The 19,458-nt window shown below is 50.2% G+C and carries 16 protein-coding genes and 1 pseudogene; 10 read left to right on the top strand and 7 right to left on the bottom strand.

Annotation, left to right across the window (positions count from 1 at the left end; all coding sequences use genetic code 11):
* Nucleotides 1-25: 25 nt before the first annotated feature.
* Nucleotides 26-1,459, top strand: a complete 1,434-nt coding sequence (locus tag FEK42_RS13760) for a gluconate:proton symporter (RefSeq protein WP_130205434.1) — start codon at nucleotides 26-28, stop codon at nucleotides 1,457-1,459.
* Between the two features lie 149 nt (nucleotides 1,460-1,608).
* A complete protein-coding gene (agp, locus tag FEK42_RS13755; protein WP_135492176.1) occupies nucleotides 1,609-2,850 on the top strand; it encodes a bifunctional glucose-1-phosphatase/inositol phosphatase in 1,242 nt (413 codons plus the stop codon).
* Nucleotides 2,851-3,250: 400 nt separating this feature from the next.
* On the opposite strand, the gene FEK42_RS13750 is transcribed toward agp, so the two are convergent.
* Nucleotides 3,251-3,478 carry a YccJ family protein gene (locus tag FEK42_RS13750; protein WP_001143120.1) on the bottom strand — a complete coding sequence of 76 codons (228 nt, stop codon included), beginning with the start codon at nucleotides 3,476-3,478 and terminating at the stop codon, nucleotides 3,251-3,253.
* 20 nt (nucleotides 3,479-3,498) lie between these two features.
* A complete protein-coding gene (gene wrbA / locus FEK42_RS13745; RefSeq protein WP_001151442.1) occupies nucleotides 3,499-4,095 on the bottom strand; it encodes an NAD(P)H:quinone oxidoreductase in 597 nt (198 codons plus the stop codon).
* A gap of 376 nt (nucleotides 4,096-4,471) precedes the next feature.
* Between wrbA and FEK42_RS13740 the strand changes: the two genes are divergently transcribed.
* Nucleotides 4,472-4,645 carry a general stress protein gene (locus FEK42_RS13740; RefSeq protein WP_001273658.1) on the top strand — a complete coding sequence of 58 codons (174 nt, stop codon included), beginning with the start codon at nucleotides 4,472-4,474 and terminating at the stop codon, nucleotides 4,643-4,645.
* A 257-nt stretch (nucleotides 4,646-4,902) separates the two neighbouring features.
* On the opposite strand, the pseudogene FEK42_RS23040 reads toward FEK42_RS13740, so the two are convergent.
* Nucleotides 4,903-5,157 (bottom strand): annotated as a pseudogene (locus FEK42_RS23040) (solute carrier family 23 protein); the annotation flags it as partial.
* Between the two features lie 260 nt (nucleotides 5,158-5,417).
* Here FEK42_RS23040 and rutR point away from each other — a divergent pair.
* Entirely contained in the window at nucleotides 5,418-6,056 is a 639-nt protein-coding gene (rutR, locus tag FEK42_RS13730; protein ID WP_000191701.1) for an HTH-type transcriptional regulator RutR, read from the top strand.
* Between the two features lie 39 nt (nucleotides 6,057-6,095).
* Here the strand turns inward: rutR and putA are convergent, their stop codons facing one another.
* The gene (putA, locus tag FEK42_RS13725; RefSeq protein ID WP_130260813.1) at nucleotides 6,096-10,058 is read right to left on the bottom strand and encodes a trifunctional transcriptional regulator/proline dehydrogenase/L-glutamate gamma-semialdehyde dehydrogenase; all 3,963 of its coding nucleotides are present in this window, start codon (nucleotides 10,056-10,058) and stop codon (nucleotides 6,096-6,098) included.
* Nucleotides 10,059-10,115: 57 nt separating this feature from the next.
* Here putA and FEK42_RS13720 point away from each other — a divergent pair, with 57 nt between their 5' ends.
* From FEK42_RS13720 to phoH, 6 genes are all read left to right on the top strand, one after another.
* The gene (locus tag FEK42_RS13720; RefSeq protein WP_138183638.1) at nucleotides 10,116-10,322 is read left to right on the top strand and encodes a hypothetical protein; all 207 of its coding nucleotides are present in this window, start codon (nucleotides 10,116-10,118) and stop codon (nucleotides 10,320-10,322) included.
* A 157-nt stretch (nucleotides 10,323-10,479) separates the two neighbouring features.
* The gene (gene putP, locus FEK42_RS13715) at nucleotides 10,480-11,988 is read left to right on the top strand and encodes a sodium/proline symporter PutP (protein WP_135493712.1); all 1,509 of its coding nucleotides are present in this window, start codon (nucleotides 10,480-10,482) and stop codon (nucleotides 11,986-11,988) included.
* A 312-nt stretch (nucleotides 11,989-12,300) separates the two neighbouring features.
* Nucleotides 12,301-13,131 (top strand): iron uptake transporter permease EfeU, encoded by an 831-nt coding sequence (efeU, locus tag FEK42_RS13710; RefSeq protein WP_000497942.1) that lies wholly within the window; start codon nucleotides 12,301-12,303, stop codon nucleotides 13,129-13,131.
* 57 nt (nucleotides 13,132-13,188) lie between these two features.
* Nucleotides 13,189-14,316, top strand: a complete 1,128-nt coding sequence (gene efeO / locus FEK42_RS13705; protein WP_135492178.1) for an iron uptake system protein EfeO — start codon at nucleotides 13,189-13,191, stop codon at nucleotides 14,314-14,316.
* A 5-nt stretch (nucleotides 14,317-14,321) separates the two neighbouring features.
* Nucleotides 14,322-15,593, top strand: a complete 1,272-nt coding sequence (gene efeB, locus FEK42_RS13700) for an iron uptake transporter deferrochelatase/peroxidase subunit (RefSeq protein WP_135492180.1) — start codon at nucleotides 14,322-14,324, stop codon at nucleotides 15,591-15,593.
* Between the two features lie 607 nt (nucleotides 15,594-16,200).
* On the top strand, nucleotides 16,201-16,989 hold the full coding sequence (phoH, locus tag FEK42_RS13695; RefSeq protein ID WP_167850467.1) for a phosphate starvation-inducible protein PhoH: 789 nt from the start codon (nucleotides 16,201-16,203) through the stop codon (nucleotides 16,987-16,989).
* 113 nt (nucleotides 16,990-17,102) lie between these two features.
* Here phoH and FEK42_RS13690 read toward each other — a convergent pair whose 3' ends face one another.
* The 3 genes from FEK42_RS13690 to FEK42_RS13680 form a co-directional block, all read right to left on the bottom strand.
* Nucleotides 17,103-17,963 (bottom strand): hypothetical protein, encoded by an 861-nt coding sequence (locus FEK42_RS13690; protein ID WP_138211862.1) that lies wholly within the window; start codon nucleotides 17,961-17,963, stop codon nucleotides 17,103-17,105.
* A gap of 209 nt (nucleotides 17,964-18,172) precedes the next feature.
* Entirely contained in the window at nucleotides 18,173-18,550 is a 378-nt protein-coding gene (locus FEK42_RS13685; RefSeq protein ID WP_130205450.1) for a DUF1878 family protein, read from the bottom strand.
* Nucleotides 18,551-18,679: 129 nt separating this feature from the next.
* Nucleotides 18,680-18,940 (bottom strand): hypothetical protein, encoded by a 261-nt coding sequence (locus tag FEK42_RS13680; protein WP_135492186.1) that lies wholly within the window; start codon nucleotides 18,938-18,940, stop codon nucleotides 18,680-18,682.
* Nucleotides 18,941-19,458: the final 518 nt, after the last annotated feature.

The following is a 19,458-nucleotide window of genomic DNA, read 5'->3' as shown; positions in this document are numbered from 1 at the left end:
CGATTCGATGGGGTTAAGGAGTTATATGAGTGACTCAATGCTCGCTGGTGGTTTACTAACCAGACAAAATATCACCAAAAAGAATGTCATTATTGGTTTGTTATTGATTGCATTTTTACTGATAGCGTTCTGGTGCCAGGGGCGTCCAGGTAATGAACTCGGACTGCTTGGTTTTACACCACTGGTGGCGTTAGCGGTGCTCTCGTTGATAGGCGTCGATATTGTTCTGGCGGTTATTTCATCGATTATTATTGCGATGATAATGACTTCCACCGGCTTACCTGAAATGGGTGCCATGCTGGCAAAATCGACGGGATCGTTTATCGCCACTGTTGGTTTGATCATTATGCTTGGCGCAGGCGTAGGTGAAGTGGCAACACGTACCGGAGCCGCCGTTGAACTGGTCAAATTTGTGGTGCATCGTATCGGGCTTTCCAGCCAGACACGGGTCAAATTTGGCATCGTTGTCTCATCCATTCTTATCTGTGGCGCGCTGGGTACTATGGCAGGCGGTAATGCCATTATTGTTGCGGTGATTATTCCCGTGGCGGCGGCAGTACGGCTGACACCGCCTACAGTGGCTGCACTGATGATGACGGCGGGGTCAGTGGGATTGTTTACCGGGCCATTTACTCCCAGTACCGTGACGATTTTACAACTCGGCGGCCTGACTTATCCGCAATACCTGATGTACGTCGGGCTGCCAATGAGCGCCGTGACGTTATTTGCTGGCTGGATAATGGCCGGGCGAATTCAGAAGATGACGGAAGGAAAATTACACTACGAAGTGGATCTCTCAGAGAAAACTCAGGAAGAAGAGGATCCTGCCCGCGATCGTCGTCGCAAACTCAGCGCCCTGGCATTTGCTGCAACCATTATTGTGATGGCGGTTATTGGCGTAGTGATAAAAGCAGGTTTTAGTTTTGCCATTATCGTTATGCTGTTGGTGGCGTTGATCACCGGGCTGGTGGGGGGATTAAGCCCAACCGGGATCCTGCAAGCGCTGTATAAAGGCTGTGGCAGACTGGTGTGGATGTTTCTGCTCTACTGGCTGTATAACCCGATTCTGGAGCTTATGGATAGCCTGCAGGCGTATCAGGGATTGCTCGAATACACACAACCACTGTTAACCGGGATATCTCCGGCATGGCTTTGCTTCTGTATTTTTGCCTTTAACATTATCGGTCATGTGCCAGGTGCTGCTGTTGCTCAGATGACCTTCACGCATAAAATATTTGGTCCGATGTTGATGGCTGCGGGAGTGCCGCCACAGGGTACAACGGCAGTATTATTAGCCTCATCGCAAGTGGACTGGTTTGGGCCTTTCCCTTCATCGGATATGTTCGGTCAAATGGGGCTGGCACAATCTACTCACCTGAAATATATGCTTTATAACGGTTGGGCCATTGTCATTGCCAATATCATTCTTTTTGCCTTGCTGTTTCAGGTATTAGTTTAACGATACAAACCAGGCGATAGCGCGACTACTGTCCGTTATCGCCTGACGGTTTCCCGCCTCGTCATCTGCTAAATTGCGAACCTGTTCCCGGAAAAATGCCATATTTCTGTCACACTCTTAATTGATTGATAACTAAAGAGGTGATGGGAATGAAAAAAACGCTAATTGCTGCGGCCGTGGCTGGAATGGTTTTACTCTCTTCGAATACTCAGGCACAGACCATGCCGGAAGGCTATCAGCTACAGCAAGTGCTACTCATGAGCCGTCATAATTTACGTGCGCCATTGGCAAATAATGGCAGTGTGCTTGAGCAGTCGACGCCGAATAAATGGCCGGAGTGGGATGTTCCTGGTGGACAACTCACGACCAAAGGCGGCGTGCTGGAAGTGTATATGGGCCATTACATGCGTGAGTGGCTGGCGGAGCAGGGGATGGTGAATTCGGGGGAATGCCCGCCGCCTGACACCGTTTATGTCTATGCCAACAGCCTGCAACGTACCGTCGCTACCGCACAATTCTTTATTACTGGCGCATTCCCTGGGTGTGACATTCCGGTCCACCACCAGGAAAAAATGGGCACCATGGACCCCACCTTTAATCCGGTAATCACCGATGATTCCGCCGCATTCAGTGAGCAGGCGGTGGCGGCAATGGAGAAAGAGTTCAGCAAACTACAACTAACGGACAGCTATCAGCTACTGGAAAAAATCGTTAACTATAAAGATTCCCCTGCCTGTAAAGAGAAACAGCAGTGTTCGCTGGTGGATGGCAAAAATACCTTTAGCGCGAAGTATCAACAAGAACCAGGCGTTTCCGGGCCGCTAAAAGTGGGCAACTCGCTGGTAGATGCGTTCACCCTGCAATACTACGAAGGTTTCCCGATGGATCAGGTGGCCTGGGGGGAGATCAAATCAGATCAACAATGGAAAATGTTGTCGAAGCTGAAAAACGGTTACCAGGATAGCCTGTTTACTTCACCGGAAGTGGCGCGCAATGTCGCGAAACCGCTGGTCAGTTATATCGACAAAGCCCTGGTTACCGATCGTGCCAGTGCGCCGAAAATCACAGTGCTGGTTGGGCACGACTCAAACATTGCCTCTCTGTTAACGGCGCTGGATTTCAAACCGTATCAACTGCATGACCAGAACGAACGCACGCCGATTGGCGGCAAAATCGTTTTCCAGCGTTGGCATGACAGCAAAGCCAACCGCGACCTGATGAAAATCGAGTATGTGTACCAGAGTTCGGAACAGTTGCGTAATGCCGACGCGTTAACGTTGCAGGCTCCGGCTCAACGCGTGACGCTTGAACTTACCGGCTGCCCGATAGATGCCAACGGTTTTTGCCCGATGGATAAGTTTGATAGCGTGTTGAATGAAGCGGTGAAATAACAGAAAGCTCCCCCGCGAGAAGCGGGGAATATGAGACTGATGACAAACGTGAGATTGCCTGATGCGCTACGCTTATCAGGCCTACCCGAGAATTGCACTATATCGAATTTGCACGATCGCGTAGGCCGGATAAGGCGTTCACGCCGCATCCGGCATGAACAAAGCGCACGTTGTCAACAATTTGAAAGCTCCCCCGCGAGAAGCGGGGGAATATGAGATTGATGACAAACGTGAGATTGCCTGATGCGCTACGCTTATCAGGCCTACCCGAGAATTGCACTATATCGAATTTGCACGATCGCGTAGGCCGGATAAGGCGTTCACGCCGCATCCGGCATGAACAAAGCGCACGTTGTCTACAATTTGAAAGCTCCCCCGCGAGACGCGGGGGAGTTACTGATTAAACGTTTTTACGTTCGATGGTCTGTTCGCCCCAAAAAAGCGAATCTTTATCGGTCTTAGCAAAGGCTTTGACTAACACTTCATCGCTACCTTCTTCCCAAATCTTTTCCGCCATTTTTTCGTCGTACCCGGCGACTTCGAAAATGGCCTCGGCTATTTCCGGCGACGTATTGCGCAGAGATGCCCATTCACCCACGTGATGAGCTTTCGCTTCTTGAGTTGGCATGCGTATCCTCCTGTTGAAGATTAGCCGTTAAGTTTAACTGCCAGACCAGCGACATATTCCCCCTGATAACGTGCGATAGACAACTCTTCCTGGCTGGGTTGGCGTGAACCGTCACCGCCTGCAATGGTGGTTGCGCCGTACGGCGTTCCGCCGCGAACCTGCGAGACGTCAAAAAGTTCCTGCGCTGCGTAGCCAATAGGGACAATCACCATGCCGTGGTGCGCAAGTGTCGTCCAGGTGGATGTGATGGTTTGTTCCTGACCGCCGCCGGTGCCGGTAGAGCTAAAGACGCTCGCCAGTTTTCCGTACAATGCGCCAGAAGCCCACAGGCCGCCAGTCTGGTCGAGGAAGGTACGCATTTGCCCGGACATATTGCCAAAGCGGGTTGGCGTACCAAAAATAATGGCGTCGTAATCGGCCAGTTCTTGCGGAGTTGCAACGGGTGCAGTTTGCGTTTTACCGCCTGCTTTTTCGAATAATTGCGGCTGCATGGTTTCCGGTACACGCTTAACAACAACTTCTGCGCCATCGACTTTGCTTGCGCCTTCAGCGACTGCGCGCGCCATCGTTTCGATATGTCCGTACATGGAATAATAAAGCACCAGAACTTTAGCCATTTCTAACCACTCCTCGTGTTATCTCTATTCCGTAGCGATTCGCTACCACTCTTTTAAAGATAAGACGTCCTTTTCAGAGTGCAAATTTCACAACCACTTATTTGATTTATAACAACTTTCACAAGCGCGTAAATTTGTCGCAAAATGATACATTTTTATCCCATAGCGTTTTTTTAATCATAAGAGAGGCTTATGGATAATTATTGGAAATGATATCTATTCTCGCTCAGAACCTGTTGCAGGATATTACCAAACGCGGGTCCACCCGCGTCAGTTCACTAAGCTTAGTCCCACGTAGCGAAAATATGGCACCGCCATACGCCGCGTTAATCTTATGCAATGCAATATGATGTCTACATCAAGACGGAGGTCAGTAATGGCAAACCATCGAGGCGGTTCAGGTAATTTTGCAGAAGACCGCGAAAGAGCATCAGAAGCAGGTAAAAAAGGTGGACAGCACAGCGGGGGTAATTTCAAGAATGACCCGCAGCGCGCATCTGAAGCAGGTAAAAAAGGTGGGAAGAGCAGTCACGGCAAAAGCGACAACTAGCCGGGCTAATCAATGACGAATGCATTTTTGACTGTAGCTCGTCAAAAAGCCACCACCGCCGGTTACCCGGCGGTTGATACTGATGACAAATGTAAGCTTGCCTGATGCGCGATGCTTATCAGGCCTACCAGAAGATTGCAATATATTGAATTTGCACTGTTTTGTAGGCAGGATAAGGCGTTTACGCCGCATCCGGCATGAACAATGCGTACGTTGTCAACAATCTGCACCGCCGGGTAATCCCGGCGGTTTTCTGTTTATGGCTCCTGATGAACAACTTCTGGCGGTGGAACGTCAACCAACTTTCTGCTTAACAACGCATTGAGTAAAATCGCGCCAAAAGTTGCTGTACCGATCCCTCCCAACGTAAAACCGCCCAACGCGATGCTGATATTCGGGTTAATGCCCTGACCGTTAAAGCCCGTCGCGGCGATCACCACGCCAACAAAAGCCGCGCTGGAACCGAGATAACTGGGGACGCGTCCGCCGGTAATAAAGAAAAACAATAACGTGAAAGTCAGACGGGGCGCTGCATCCTGCATATCCTTTTCAGCCGCGTAATGGCTTGTTTGCAAAGCGGATGCCAGTTTTTAAAAATTCAATGTTATTAATGTGTTGATGTTTAGTTGTTGGAAATGACTGGTAAAAAGTGGACTAAACGGTCAAAACAGTTGCACATAAAACATGCGTTCGTGCGCGATGAGAGTGCAGAAGGTCGAGGCCAGACGGGGGTTTTGCTATCCTGTTGCTAATCTACAAGAGGGGAGAGCGCATGACGCAAGGCGCAGTGAAAACAACGGGTAAACGTTCGCGCGCAGTGAGCGCGAAGAAAAAAGCGATTCTTAGCGCGGCACTGGACACTTTTTCGCAATTCGGTTTTCACGGCACAAGGCTGGAGCAAATTGCAGAGTTGGCGGGCGTTTCTAAAACCAATCTGCTGTATTACTTCCCGTCGAAAGAGGCACTGTATATTGCCGTGCTGCGGCAAATTCTCGATATCTGGTTGGCGCCGTTAAAGGCGTTTCGTGAAGATTTCGCCCCGCTGGCGGCGATCAAAGAGTACATTCGTCTGAAGCTGGAAGTCTCCCGCGATTATCCGCAGGCTTCGCGCCTGTTCTGTATGGAGATGCTGGCAGGTGCGCCGCTGTTAATGGATGAACTGACGGGCGATTTGAAGGCGTTAATTGATGAGAAATCAGCGCTGATTGCAGGCTGGGTCAAGAGTGGCAAACTCGCGCCGATTGACCCGCAGCATTTGATTTTTATGATCTGGGCTTCCACTCAACATTACGCCGATTTTGCCCCTCAGGTGGAGGCGGTGACAGGCGCGACGTTGCGCGATGAGGTGTTTTTCAATCAAACGGTTGAAAACGTGCAGCGGATTATTATTGAGGGGATTCGACCACGTTAATGATGCCGGAGGAGGTTGCAACATCCTCCGGCTACCTGTTTAACCGATCGTCATTAAACTGGCGTTACCCCCGGCAGCAGCGGTATTCACACTCAGCGAACGTTCGATATACAGCCGTTCCAGCAGGATATTGCTTTCGCCACGGGCAAAACCCTGCACCGAAACAATTGCGCCATCCCGCGCGGCAACCGCTTCACACAATGCGCGAAGCTGATCCGAATCACCATGGAAGATCACCGCATCAAACGGTTGAGCGGTTATATTTTCCGCTTTCGCCAGTTGAATACGTTCGCTGACTGCCGATGGCAATGCCTTCACTAACTGACGATGCAGCGCGTCATCCGGCCACAGCACCTGGCTGCCCACCGCCAGCACGGCGGCAAGCTGAGTCAGCGCATCCTGTTCATCATCCGCGATACACAATACGCGCTCACGGGGCAGCAGCGTCCAGGTGTTGCGTTCACCCGTCGGCCCTGGCAGCAATCGTTGTGTTCCTGCCTGCGCCAGCTCGCCATATTGCGTACATAACGCCTGCAATTCCGGACGGTTTGCCGCCCATTCCCGCAGTGCATTCAGCGGCTGAGTCAATGCGGCTTTCAACTGCGCATCGACAGGATACTCTGCATCCTGACGGGCGAGCGTCACCGCCAGCGCACTTTCCGGGCGATTCGCCAGCAGACGGTAGAGATAGAGCGGACCGCCAGCTTTCGGCCCGGTGCCGGACAACCCTTCGCCGCCGAACGGTTGCACCCCAACCACCGCGCCAACCATATTACGGTTAACGTACAAGTTGCCGACATGGGCCGAGCCAGTGACCTGGGCGATGGTTTCATCAATACGCGTATGGACGCCAAGCGTCAGGCCATAGCCGGAAGCGTTAATCTGCTCGATCAGCTCCGGCAGCTGGTTACGGTTATAACGCACCACATGCAGCACCGGACCAAAGACCTCTTTTTGCAATTCGGCAAAGTCATCCAGTTCGATCAGCGTCGGGGCGACAAAGGTGCCGCTTTGCCATTCACGGGCATCTTCGCTGTTTTCCCGCACCGCCTGGAACACCGGACGGCCTTTGCTACGCATGGTCTGAATATGACGCTCGATATTGCCTTTCGCTTCGCTATCAATCACCGGACCGATATCCGTGGTCAGGCGACCAGGATTACCCATTCGACACTCGGCCATTGCGCCGCGCAGCATTTTCAACGTGTGGTCGGCAATCTCATCTTGCAGGCACAGCACGCGCAGTGCCGAACAACGCTGACCCGCACTGTCGAACGCCGAGGCCAGCACATCTATTACTACTTGTTCGGTCAGGGCGGAGGAATCGACAATCATCGCGTTCATGCCGCCGGTTTCAGCGATGAGCGGAATAGGGCGCCCCTGAGCGTCCAGGCGGCTGGCGATATTGCGTTGCAGTAACGTAGCGACTTCGGTTGAACCGGTAAACATCACCCCGCGCACGCGATCATCACCCGTCAGTTGCGCGCCCACGGTTTCACCCTGACCTGGCAGCAATTGCACCACGCCTGGCGGTACACCTGCTTCCAGCAAAATGGCGATCCCTTGCGCGGCAATCAGCGGAGTTTGTTCTGCCGGTTTTGCCAGTACGCTGTTACCTGCCGCCAGTGCGGCAGCAATCTGCCCGGTGAAAATAGCCAGCGGGAAGTTCCACGGACTGATACACACCACAGGCCCTAATGGACGGTGGGTTTCGTTAGCGAAATCATCCCGCACCTGTCCGGCGTAGTAGTGGAGAAAATCGACCGCTTCGCGCACTTCGGCAATGGCGTTGCTGAAGGTTTTTCCGGCTTCACGCACCAGAATACCAATCAGTTGCTGCATCTGGCTTTCCATCAGCACGGCAGCGCGGTGCAAAATCGCCGCGCGTTCAGCCGGAGGAGTGGCAAACCAAATTGGCGCGTTATTAACTGCACTTTCCAGCGCCTGTTCCACTTCACGCGGCGTGGCTTCACGTACATAGCCCACAATATCTTTCGGTTCCGCAGGGTTAATAACGGGCGACATCTCACCAGCCGCTACCGGTTGTTCCAGCATTGGCAAGGCCTGCCATTTTTGCAGTGCACTATTGAGCAGGGCAGAAGAGAGCGAGGCCAGACGGTGTTCGTTAGCGAGATCCAGCCCTGCCGAGTTGTCGCGCCCGTGACCGTAAAGATCGCGCGGCAGGGGAATTTTCGGATGCGGTAATCCAGTTTGCCCTTCCTGTTGCGCCAATTTTTCTACAGCAGTGACCGGATCGGCGACCAGTTCATCCAGTGGCAAAGAGGTGTCGGCAATACGGTTAACAAACGAGGTGTTAGCACCGTTTTCCAGCAGGCGACGCACCAGATACGCCAACAGCGTTTCATGTGTGCCAACCGGAGCATAAATACGACACGGACGGTTAAGTTTGCCGTCGGCAACTTTCCCGGTGACCTGCTCATACAGTGGCTCGCCCATACCGTGCAGGCACTGGAACTCGTACTGACCCGGGTAGTAGTTTTGACCCGCCAGTTGATAAATCGCCGCCAGCGTATGGGCGTTGTGCGTCGCGAACTGCGGGTAGATTAAATTCGGCACCGCCAGCAGCTTTTTCGCACAGGCGAGATAAGAAACGTCGGTATACACCTTGCGGGTATAAACCGGATAACCTTCAAGGCCGTCCATCTGCGCACGCTTGATTTCACTATCCCAGTACGCGCCTTTCACCAGACGAATCATCAGACGGCGACGGCTGCGGGTCGCGAGATCAATCAGGTAATCAATCACCAGCGGGCAGCGTTTTTGATAAGCTTGAATAACAAAACCGATACCGTTCCAGCCTGCCAGTTCTGGCTCGAAACAGAGTTTTTCCAGCAGATCGAGGGAGATCTCCAGACGATCGGCCTCTTCGGCGTCAATGTTGATACCAATATCGTACTGACGCGCCAGCAGGGTGAGTGATTTCAGACGCGGGTAAAGCTCTTCCATTACCCGGTCATACTGGGCGCGGCTGTAGCGCGGATGCAGCGCCGACAGTTTGATTGAAATGCCCGGACCTTCATAGATGCCACGACCATTGGATGCTTTACCAATGGCGTGAATCGCCTGCTGATAGGAAACCATATACGCTTGCGCGTCCGCGGCAGTCAGCGCGGCTTCGCCCAGCATATCGTAAGAGTAACGGAAACCTTTCTCTTCCAGCTTGCGGGCATTGGCTAACGCTTCCGCGATGGTTTCGCCAGTGACGAACTGCTCGCCCATCAGGCGCATCGCCATATCCACACCTTTGCGGATCAGCGGCTCACCGCTTTTACCGATAATGCGATTCAGCGAGCGGGAGAGGCTGGCTTCGTTATGGGTGGAAACCAGTTTGCCGGTAAACAGCAGCCCCCAGGTGGCGGCATTAACAAACAAAGACGGGCTACGACCAATGTGTGACTGCCAGTTACCGTTGCTGATTTTGTCGCGAATTAACGCATCACGGGTGGCTTTGTCGGGAATACGTAACAACGCTTCCGCTAAACACATCAGCGCCACGCCTTCCTGCGATGACAGCGAAAACTCCTGCAATAACCCCTGAACCATACCTGCGCGACCACTGGCGTTTTTTTGATTACGCAGTTTATCGGCCAGTTGATACGCCAGTTTGTGCGCCTGTTCGGCAACTGACTGCGGCAGGCGCGCTTGTTCCAGCAGCATAGAAACCGCTTCGGTTTCCGGGCGGCGATATGCCGCGGTGATAGCGGCGCGGGAAACCGACTGCGGCAAAATTTGCTCGGCAAAGTCGAGGAAAGGCTGGTGTGGTTCCTCTGCCGGATTCGGCGCTTCATCGCTCTCATTAGCCGCGCCAGAAAGCAGCGCAGGCAGCTCCGGCAAGGTATCGCTGTTTTCCAGTTGTTCAAGATAAGAAAAAATCGCCTGCTTAATTAACCAGTGCGGTGTGCGATCGATACGTGTCGCGGCTGACTTAATACGCTCACGCGTCGCGTCGTCCAGCTTAACCCCCATGGTGGTGGTTCCCATGCCATTGCTCCTGTTGTTCTGAAAAGTGCAACTTAACGTTATCGTGAAATATCTATTATGTTGCAACTTTGTGCAACCACGTTAAATGTGACTTACGTAGCAAGCTTAAAAATGAATGAAATGTTAATAAAAGAAATCGATATGACAGGGATTAAAAAAGTAATGCAGACTTTTTCTCTGCGGCAGTTAACATTTTTGAAAGGTGCAACCGCGAAAAATGTGAGGAAGTGCAACCTGATGAAAAATAGTATCGCTGGGCAATAAAATTTGATGTAAATGATGTGTTAAATCGATTGTGAATAACCAGCACTTCCGGCAGGATACGGTCGCCCTGGTAAAACATAAACTCTGTTACCCCGTTCCGGTGGCAGATATAACGGCAAGTTTCGACATTGCCGATAATAATTTTTGGAGACTTTAGATGGCTATTAGCACACCGATGTTGGTGACATTTTGTGTCTATATCTTTGGCATGATATTGATTGGGTTTATCGCCTGGCGATCAACCAAAAACTTTGACGACTATATTCTGGGCGGTCGTAGCCTTGGGCCATTCGTGACGGCATTATCGGCGGGTGCGTCGGATATGAGCGGCTGGCTGTTAATGGGGTTGCCGGGCGCAGTCTTTCTTTCCGGGATTTCCGAAAGCTGGATCGCCATCGGCCTGACATTAGGCGCGTGGATCAACTGGAAGCTGGTGGCCGGGCGGTTGCGTGTTCATACCGAATACAATAATAACGCCTTAACTCTGCCGGATTATTTCACCGGGCGCTTTGAAGATAAAAGCCGCATTTTGCGCATTATCTCCGCGCTGGTTATTTTGCTGTTCTTCACCATTTATTGCGCTTCGGGCATTGTGGCAGGCGCGCGTCTGTTTGAAAGCACCTTCGGCATGAGCTACGAAACGGCTCTGTGGGCGGGAGCTGTGGCGACGATCCTTTACACCTTTATTGGCGGTTTCCTCGCGGTGAGCTGGACTGACACTGTACAGGCCAGCCTGATGATTTTTGCCCTGATCCTGACGCCGGTTATCGTCATTATCAGTGTCGGTGGCTTTGGCGACTCTCTGGAAGTGATCAAACAAAAGAGCATCGAAAACGTGGATATGCTCAAAGGGCTGAACTTTGTTGCCATTATCTCGCTGATGGGCTGGGGGCTGGGGTACTTCGGGCAGCCGCACATTCTGGCGCGTTTTATGGCAGCAGATTCTCACCACAGCATTGTCCATGCGCGTCGTATCAGTATGACCTGGATGATCCTCTGCCTGGCAGGGGCGGTGGCTGTTGGCTTCTTTGGGATTGCTTACTTTAATGAGCATCCGGCTTTGGCGGGTGCGGTAAATCAGAATGCCGAGCGCGTGTTTATCGAACTGGCGCAAATTCTGTTTAACCCGTGGATTGCCGGGATTTTGCTGTCGGCGATTCTGGCGGCGGTGATGTCAACCTTAAGCTGCCAGCTGCTGGTGTGCTCCAGTGCAATTACCGAAGATTTATACAAAGCGTTTCTGCGTAAACATGCCAGCCAGAAAGAGCTGGTGTGGGTAGGGCGTGTGATGGTGCTGGTGGTGGCGCTGGTGGCGATTGCGCTGGCGGCAAACCCGGAAAACCGCGTGCTGGGCTTAGTGAGCTACGCGTGGGCAGGCTTTGGCGCGGCGTTTGGTCCGGTGGTGCTGTTCTCGGTGATGTGGTCACGCATGACGCGCAACGGTGCGCTGGCGGGGATGATCATCGGTGCGCTGACGGTTATCGTCTGGAAACAGTTCGGCTGGCTGGGTCTGTACGAAATTATTCCGGGCTTTATCTTTGGTAGCATTGGAATTGTGGTGTTCAGTTTGCTGGGTAAAGCGCCGTCAGCGGCGATGCAAAAACGCTTTGCCGAGGCCGATGCGCACTATCATTCGGCGCCGCCGTCACGGTTGCAGGAAAGCTAAGGGACTTAGCCTGCGGCGGTTTTGTTTGGCTTCAGCAGCGTGTTGCGCAGCATTAAAATAGTTGTGTGGTTCTTGCCGGATAAGGCGCTTACGCGGCATCTGGCAAGAACACATGGCTCGTTGTAAACAATCCCATCTTTCTACCCTGGAATAATCGTTTATATCCCGGGCATTACCTCTCTTTGTTTACATTCCAACATCATTTTATAAACATTTCGCTTGTGTTTTTCTTCATCGTAATGATAATCGCTATCACTGCGATTTACTTTTCTTTGCATAGATTGACTCAGAAAAACGTTTAAGGGTGGTGGCATGTTTGTTCCGTTTCTCATTATGTTGCGCGAAGGACTTGAAGCCGCGCTGATTGTCAGTTTGATTGCCAGCTATCTTAAGCGTACCCAGCGAGGCCGGTGGATTGGTGTCATGTGGATTGGCGTGTTGCTTGCCGCTGCGTTGTGCCTGGGCTTGGGTATCTTCATTAACGAAACTACCGGCGAATTCCCGCAAAAAGAACAGGAACTGTTTGAAGGTATCGTGGCAGTGATCGCTGTGGTGATCCTCACCTGGATGGTTTTCTGGATGCGCAAAGTGTCGCGCAACGTCAAAGTGCAACTGGAACAGGCAGTTGATAGCGCATTGCAGCGTGGAAATCATCATGGCTGGGCGCTGGTGATGATGGTCTTTTTTGCTGTTGCAAGGGAAGGGCTGGAGTCGGTCTTTTTCCTGCTGGCGGCATTTCAACAAGATGTCGGGATTTGGCCGCCGCTGGGTGCAATGCTCGGTCTTGCTACTGCCGTGGTGCTCGGCTTCCTGCTCTACTGGGGCGGTATTCGTCTTAATCTCGGCGCATTTTTCAAATGGACCAGCCTGTTTATTCTCTTCGTCGCCGCAGGGCTGGCAGCTGGTGCCATTCGCGCATTTCATGAAGCTGGCCTGTGGAACCACTTTCAGGAAATCGCCTTCGATATGAGCGCGGTGCTCTCAACTCACTCGCTATTCGGCACGCTAATGGAAGGGATTTTTGGCTATCAGGAAGCGCCGAGCGTCAGCGAAGTCGCCGTCTGGTTTATTTATCTCATCCCGGCGCTGGTGGCATTTGCTCTGCCACCACGTGCAGGGGCGACAGCGTCTCGCTCCGCATAACGAATACGACGCAAACTCTTGCTTAGTTACAACATACTTTAAAGGGATAGTCTCGTCATGACCATTAACTTCCGCCGTAACGCATTGCAGTTGAGCGTGGCTGCGCTGTTTTCTTCTGCTTTTATGGCTAACGCCGCTGATGTGCCGCAGGTCAAAGTGACCGTGACGGATAAGCAGTGCGAACCGATGTCCATTACGGTTAACGCCGGGAAAACGCAATTTATCATTCAGAACCACAGCCAGAAGGCGCTGGAGTGGGAGATCCTTAAAGGCGTAATGGTAGTGGAAGAGCGGGAAAATATCGCCCCTGGCTTTAGCCAGAAAATGACGGCGAATTTACAGCCTGGCGAATACGATATGACCTGCGGTCTGCTCACTAACCCGAAAGGGAAGTTGATCGTTAAAGGTGAGGCAACGGCGGATGCGGCGCAAAGTGATGCGCTGTTAAGTCTTGGTGGTGCAATTACTGCATATAAAGCGTATGTCATGGCAGAAACCACGCAGCTGGTGACCGAAACTAAAGCCTTTACCGACGCCATCAAAGCAGGCGATATCGAAAAAGCGAAAGCACTGTATGCGCCGACGCGTCAGCACTATGAGCGCATCGAACCGATTGCTGAACTGTTCTCCGATCTGGATGGCAGCATTGACGCCCGTGAAGATGATTACGAGCAAAAAGCCGCCGATCCAAAATTCACCGGTTTCCACCGTCTGGAAAAAGCATTGTTTGGCGACAACACCACCAAAGGGATGGATACGTACGCTGACCAGCTTTATACCGATGTGGTCGATTTGCAAAAACGCATCAGTGAACTGGCTTTCCCACCTTCAAAAGTGGTCGGCGGCGCAGCCGGACTGATTGAGGAAGTGGCAGCCAGCAAAATCAGCGGTGAAGAAGATCGCTACAGCCACACCGATCTGTGGGACTTCCAGGCTAACGTTGAAGGCTCGCAGAAAATTGTCGATCTGCTGCGTCCACAACTGCAAAAAGCCAACCCGGAGCTGCTGGCAAAAGTCGATGCTAACTTCAAAAAGGTCGATACCATTCTGGCGAAATACCGTACCAAAGACGGTTTTGAAACCTACGACAAGCTGACCGACGCCGACCGTAACGCGCTGAAAGGGCCGATTACTGCGCTGGCGGAAGATCTGGCGCAACTTCGCGGTGTGCTGGGGCTGGACTAAGCGTTATGCAGTATGAAGATGAAAACGGCGTGAATGAACTGTCACGCCGACGTTTATTGAAAGGGATTGGTGCGCTGGCGCTGGCGGGAAGTTGTCCGGTCGCTCATGCACAAAAAACGCAAAGTGCGCCGGGTACGCTTTCACCGGATGCACGTAATGAGAAACAGCCGTTTTACGGTGAGTATCAGGCAGGGATCCTGACGCCACAACAGGCCGCAATGATGCTGGTGGCGTTTGATGTGCTTGCCAGTGATAAAGCCGATCTTGAGCGATTGTTTCGCTTGTTGACTCAGCGTTTTGCTTTTCTGACTCAGGGCGGAGCGGCACCTGAAACGCCAAATCCGCGCCTGCCACCACTCGATTCTGGCATTCTTGGCGACTACATTGCGCCCGATAATCTCACCATTACGTTATCGGTGGGCCACTCATTGTTTGATGAACGGTTTGGGCTTGCGCCGCAGATGCCGAAAAAGTTGCAGAAGATGACGCGTTTCCCCAACGACTCGCTGGATGCAGCGTTATGTCATGGTGATGTGTTGCTACAAATTTGCGCCAACACCCAGGACACGGTGATCCATGCGCTGCGCGATATCATCAAACACACGCCGGATTTGCTCAGCGTGCGCTGGAAGCGGGAAGGGTTTATTTCCGATCACGCGGCGCGTAGTAAAGGCAAAGAGACGCCGATAAATTTGCTGGGCTTTAAAGACGGCACTGCCAATCCCGACAGCCAGAATGATAAGTTGATGCAAAAAGTGGTGTGGGTCACGGCAGATCAGCAGGAACCTGCGTGGGCTATCGGCGGCAGCTACCAGGCGGTGCGCTTGATTCAGTTTCGGGTGGAATTTTGGGACAGAACGCCGCTGAAAGAACAGCAGACGATTTTTGGTCGTGATAAGCAAACCGGTGCGCCGCTGGGGATGAAGCATGAGCACGATGTGCCGGATTACGCCAGCGATCCGGAAGGGAAGGTGATTGCGCTGGACAGCCATATTCGTCTGGCGAATCCCCGCACGGCGGAGAGCGAATCCAGTCTGATGCTGCGTCGTGGCTACAGTTATTCGTTGGGCGTCACCAACTCCGGGCAACTGGATATGGGGTTATTGTTTGTCTGCTACCAACACGATCTGGAAAAGGGCTTCCTGACAGTACAAAAAAGGCTCAATGGCGAAGCGCTGGAGGAATACGTCAAACCTATCGGCGGCGGTTATTTTTATGCGTTGCCGGGGGTGAAGGACGCGAATGATTACCTGGGAAGGGCGCTATTGCAGGTTTGAACGACGCAAATATGCCCGATGCGCAGGTTTATCGGGCATGAGTTTTGTGCACAAATTATTAATCACTTGTAGGTCGGGTAAGGCGTTCGCGCCGAATCCGGCAAACACGAGGCACATTTTACCAGTACTGCGAATCCTGCTGAAAGCACACAGCTTTTTTCATCACTGTCATCACTCTGTCATCTTTCCAGTAGAAAGTGATGTCACTGAAATGGTGTTTTATGGTTAAATTCAAGTAAAAATATTGTTGCAATGAATGCGAAAACTGTTGTACTTATTAAGTAACAGCGGTAGTTCCCGGCAGTGATAGTCAGTCACTATGGAGATCGCGGATGGTAACGTCCTGCACTGGACATGTTTTTGACAATCAACGCTCGACCAAACGCGGAGATTTCTCCTCCGGTAGCAACTTCGTCACTCTGTATTTTTACTCACTTCCTCCCTTTTCTTGTGTTACCGACGCCGTGAACGGTGCGCGTAGCCGTTTTCGGTGTTATTTCCAAAAGCAAACTATGGCTTACAAGGAAGCCAACCCTCTGATGTTCGTGCGCATAATCGCGCTGCCAACGGCGCGTGTGATGAATACAAACAACTCAAGGTGCTCTCCATGGGAAGACAAAAAGCAGTGATCAAAGCTCGTCGCGAAGCAAAACGTGTGCTGAGACGGGATTCACGCAGCCATAAACAGCGTGAAGAAGAATCGGTCACCTCGCTTGTGCAGATGAGCGGCGTAGAAGCCATTGGTATGGCCCGCGACAGTCGCGATACTTCGCCAATCGTGGCGCGAAATGAAGCGCAATTGCACTATCTGAAGGCTATTGAGAGTAAGCAGCTGATATTCGCTACAGGCGAAGCCGGGTGCGGTAAAACCTGGATCAGTGCGGCAAAAGCGGCGGAGGCCCTGATACATAAGGATGTCGACAGGATCATCGTCACCCGTCCAGTTTTGCAAGCCGATGAAGATCTTGGCTTCTTACCTGGGGATATCGCAGAAAAGTTTGCTCCCTATTTTCGTCCGGTCTACGACGTGCTGGTTCGGCGCTTAGGGGCTTCCTTTATGCAGTACTGCCTGCGACCAGAAATAGGGAAGGTGGAAATCGCGCCGTTCGCCTATATGCGTGGACGTACCTTTGAAAATGCAGTTGTCATTCTTGACGAGGCGCAGAATGTGACTGCCGCGCAAATGAAAATGTTTTTAACCCGCCTCGGGGAAAACGTAACGGTTATCGTCAATGGTGATATCACGCAATGCGATCTGCCTCGCGGCGTGCGCTCCGGATTAAGTGATGCGCTGGAACGTTTCGAAGAAGATGAAATGGTCGGGATCGTCCGGTTCGGCAAAAATGATTGCGTACGTTCGGCACTTTGCCAACGTACGCTACATGCCTATAGTTAAGCGTATTACAAACGCAGAGCCCGGGCTAACCGGGCTTTGTTTTTGCTGTTTATGCCCGGAGTGCAAATTTATCTAAAACCACCTACAGCCGGTTTAGTTGCAATGCAGGATAGCTATTTTAAATAATAAAGTCTGTTCTCAATATATTCATTCAGTTTTGTCAGCTCTTCTGCGATTTTTTTCTTGTTCAATTCATTGTTGTCAGTCATGGTTAATAAAATCAATTCCTTTGATTTTTTTGATAAAATTCCAGGGTGGAAATTTATGCTGTTATACATTTCATGAAGAATGTTGAGCAATTCGCTATTAAAAAAGTCAATATTATCCATGTTGTCGATTTGAGGATTGTTGTCTTGAAAATTTTTTATGATTTTACATATTTTTATAATGAAATAAAACTCAATGTTTCTCTGGGTTTGTTCTTCTGGTGTGAAAATTGGAAAGTCATATTGTTCACATATTGTATCATAATCATCAAACTTATCATTTTCGATTGACCATAATTTTCTCTTTTCTATTTTATCCTTTGTTGATTTTATCTCTGAAAACATTCTTTTTATTATCAATAAAATGATGGCCGTGACAAATAAAATAATTACGCCAATATGTGTGGAGTAATAAAAAAGTAACATGATAAATGAAATTACTGGTAGTGCTAATGAAGTAATAATCAATAAATTACCGACTTTACTATATGAGTGTAGCTCAAAAATGAATTCCCTTTCGTCACTTGCGAATATGTAAAATAATGAGAAGCCTGTGTTCAGTAATGTTGATATTGCGAAACCTAACGTAGCCCACCATAGCGGAAAACTATTGGAGATATTAACAGGGGGTACACTAAAAAGCCCAATAAAAAAGGTAAAGCAGGCTCCAGTAAGAATTGAGTGAAAATATGAAAACCATTTTATACTCTCCCCTGTATGATACCCTTTTTTATATGCACGCCAGGCAATCCGCTTTGTATTATACATGATTATATCCTTAAATTGATTTACTATGAAAACTATACTGATTGATATTAATGCATGCGCAAGATTATTATTAATATCGTATATAATTTACTGCCTCATCGCCCGAATCAATGCCATATCAGTTTGTGCATTAGATTAGTTGATAAATAAATGATTATGAACAAAAGCATTTATCTGGTAATAGATTTAGCCTACTACCAGATAAACAATCAGTTATTGTGGCGAATAATTTGGTAAAACTCGGCAGGTATGTTGGGGCCAAAACTCAGCGCATATTGATAACAAACATCTGTCCACTGATGGTTTTTGTAAAAAGCAAGAATAACTTGTTTTACCATTTGGTATTCAATATCGAGTTCATCTTTTAAGTCGTTTTCAAATTCATACCATTTTAATTTTTCATTGTTGCTTAATTTTTCATCGTATTTTTCAAATATATCATGTGTACGATTAATGTTTTTTTCATTCCAATCCATTGAAATAGTTAATGACTCCACAGGATGATTATGGTAATCGATTATGTCACCAAGGATACTTATATGGTATTTCAATTTTTCAATTTCTTTTGAAATTTCAGTTAAGTTCATGCTTTATCCTCCATTTTAGAATTTGTAGAATTCATCGCAGATATGACATCTTGAGTCTTTGTTTGTAGATCATGAACATATGCGAGTCTGGAGTGCCTGAATGCCAACCTGTTTCGTAAGAGTTAAGATTTATTTTGCTTCAACAAGAAGCAGGTGAGTATCAGCATCAGGATCTTTTGTATCAAGAGTTCCTAAAGCAATATCGGAAACTCTTTTGTCTTGTGCTCGCTTCAGAAAAGCATAGTCATGCTGGCTGTTATTAAAGGATACTCCCATCCATTTACCCGCAATAGTTAGAATTGAATCACTTTGTACATTTATATTCAGCTTTTGCCTTGGTAAATAATAAATATTATTTCGGTATTCTCTAATGCAAAAATGATTTTGCAAAACAAGGTATCGCTTACCTCATCCTTTCTGAACGCAACAGGAGACTATGTTGGGAAATTCCTCGTCGCCCTGCGGGCAGCCCGTTCACTGCGTTCACGGTCTGTCCAACTGGCTGCCGCCAGTTGTCGAACCCGGGTCCGGGCTTCTCATCCCCGCCAGGCTGTGCAATATGCGAAAAAAAAAGCCCGTACTTTCGTACGAGCTCTTCTTAAAATATGGCGGTGAGGCGGGGATTGACTCGCTTCGCTCGCCCTGCGGGCAGCCCGCTCACTGCGTTCACGGTCTGTCCAACTGGCTGCCGCCAGTTGTCGAACCCGGTCCGGGATTCTCATCCCCGCCAGGTTGTGCAATATGCGAAAAAAAAGCCCGTACTTTCGTACGAGCTCTTCTTTAAATATGGCGGTGAGGCGGGGATTGACTCGCTTCGCTCGCCCTGCTGGCAGCCCGTTCGCTGCGTTCGCGGTCTGTCCAACTAACAAAACCCAGTTGTGGCACCCGGTCCGGGATTCTCATCCCCG

Origin of the sequence: Escherichia sp. E2748 (genome assembly GCF_005781125.1) — a bacterium.
Lineage (GTDB): Bacteria > Pseudomonadota > Gammaproteobacteria > Enterobacterales > Enterobacteriaceae > Escherichia.
The sequence above is the reverse complement of the archived record's forward strand: the minus strand, read 5'-3'. Positions and strand labels throughout refer to the sequence as shown.

Bases quoted from the DNA above. Each gene is read 5' to 3' on its own strand.
- efeO (WP_135492178.1), top strand. From the start codon at position 13,189: ATGACCATTAACTTCCGCCGTAACGCATTGCAGTTGAGCGTGGCTGCG.
- putP (WP_135493712.1), top strand. From the start codon at position 10,480: ATGGCTATTAGCACACCGATGTTGGTGACATTTTGTGTCTATATCTTT.
- FEK42_RS13740 (WP_001273658.1), top strand. From the start codon at position 4,472: ATGGCAAACCATCGAGGCGGTTCAGGTAATTTTGCAGAAGACCGCGAA.
- FEK42_RS13760 (WP_130205434.1), top strand. From the start codon at position 26: ATGAGTGACTCAATGCTCGCTGGTGGTTTACTAACCAGACAAAATATC.
- agp (WP_135492176.1), top strand. From the start codon at position 1,609: ATGAAAAAAACGCTAATTGCTGCGGCCGTGGCTGGAATGGTTTTACTC.
- FEK42_RS13685 (WP_130205450.1), bottom strand. From the start codon at position 18,550: ATGAACTTAACTGAAATTTCAAAAGAAATTGAAAAATTGAAATACCAT.
- efeU (WP_000497942.1), top strand. From the start codon at position 12,301: ATGTTTGTTCCGTTTCTCATTATGTTGCGCGAAGGACTTGAAGCCGCG.
- wrbA (WP_001151442.1), bottom strand. From the start codon at position 4,095: ATGGCTAAAGTTCTGGTGCTTTATTATTCCATGTACGGACATATCGAA.
- FEK42_RS13690 (WP_138211862.1), bottom strand. From the start codon at position 17,963: ATGTATAATACAAAGCGGATTGCCTGGCGTGCATATAAAAAAGGGTAT.
- FEK42_RS13750 (WP_001143120.1), bottom strand. From the start codon at position 3,478: ATGCCAACTCAAGAAGCGAAAGCTCATCACGTGGGTGAATGGGCATCT.
- FEK42_RS13720 (WP_138183638.1), top strand. From the start codon at position 10,116: ATGTTGCAACTTTGTGCAACCACGTTAAATGTGACTTACGTAGCAAGC.
- phoH (WP_167850467.1), top strand. From the start codon at position 16,201: ATGGGAAGACAAAAAGCAGTGATCAAAGCTCGTCGCGAAGCAAAACGT.
- putA (WP_130260813.1), bottom strand. From the start codon at position 10,058: ATGGGAACCACCACCATGGGGGTTAAGCTGGACGACGCGACGCGTGAG.
- efeB (WP_135492180.1), top strand. From the start codon at position 14,322: ATGCAGTATGAAGATGAAAACGGCGTGAATGAACTGTCACGCCGACGT.
- rutR (WP_000191701.1), top strand. From the start codon at position 5,418: ATGACGCAAGGCGCAGTGAAAACAACGGGTAAACGTTCGCGCGCAGTG.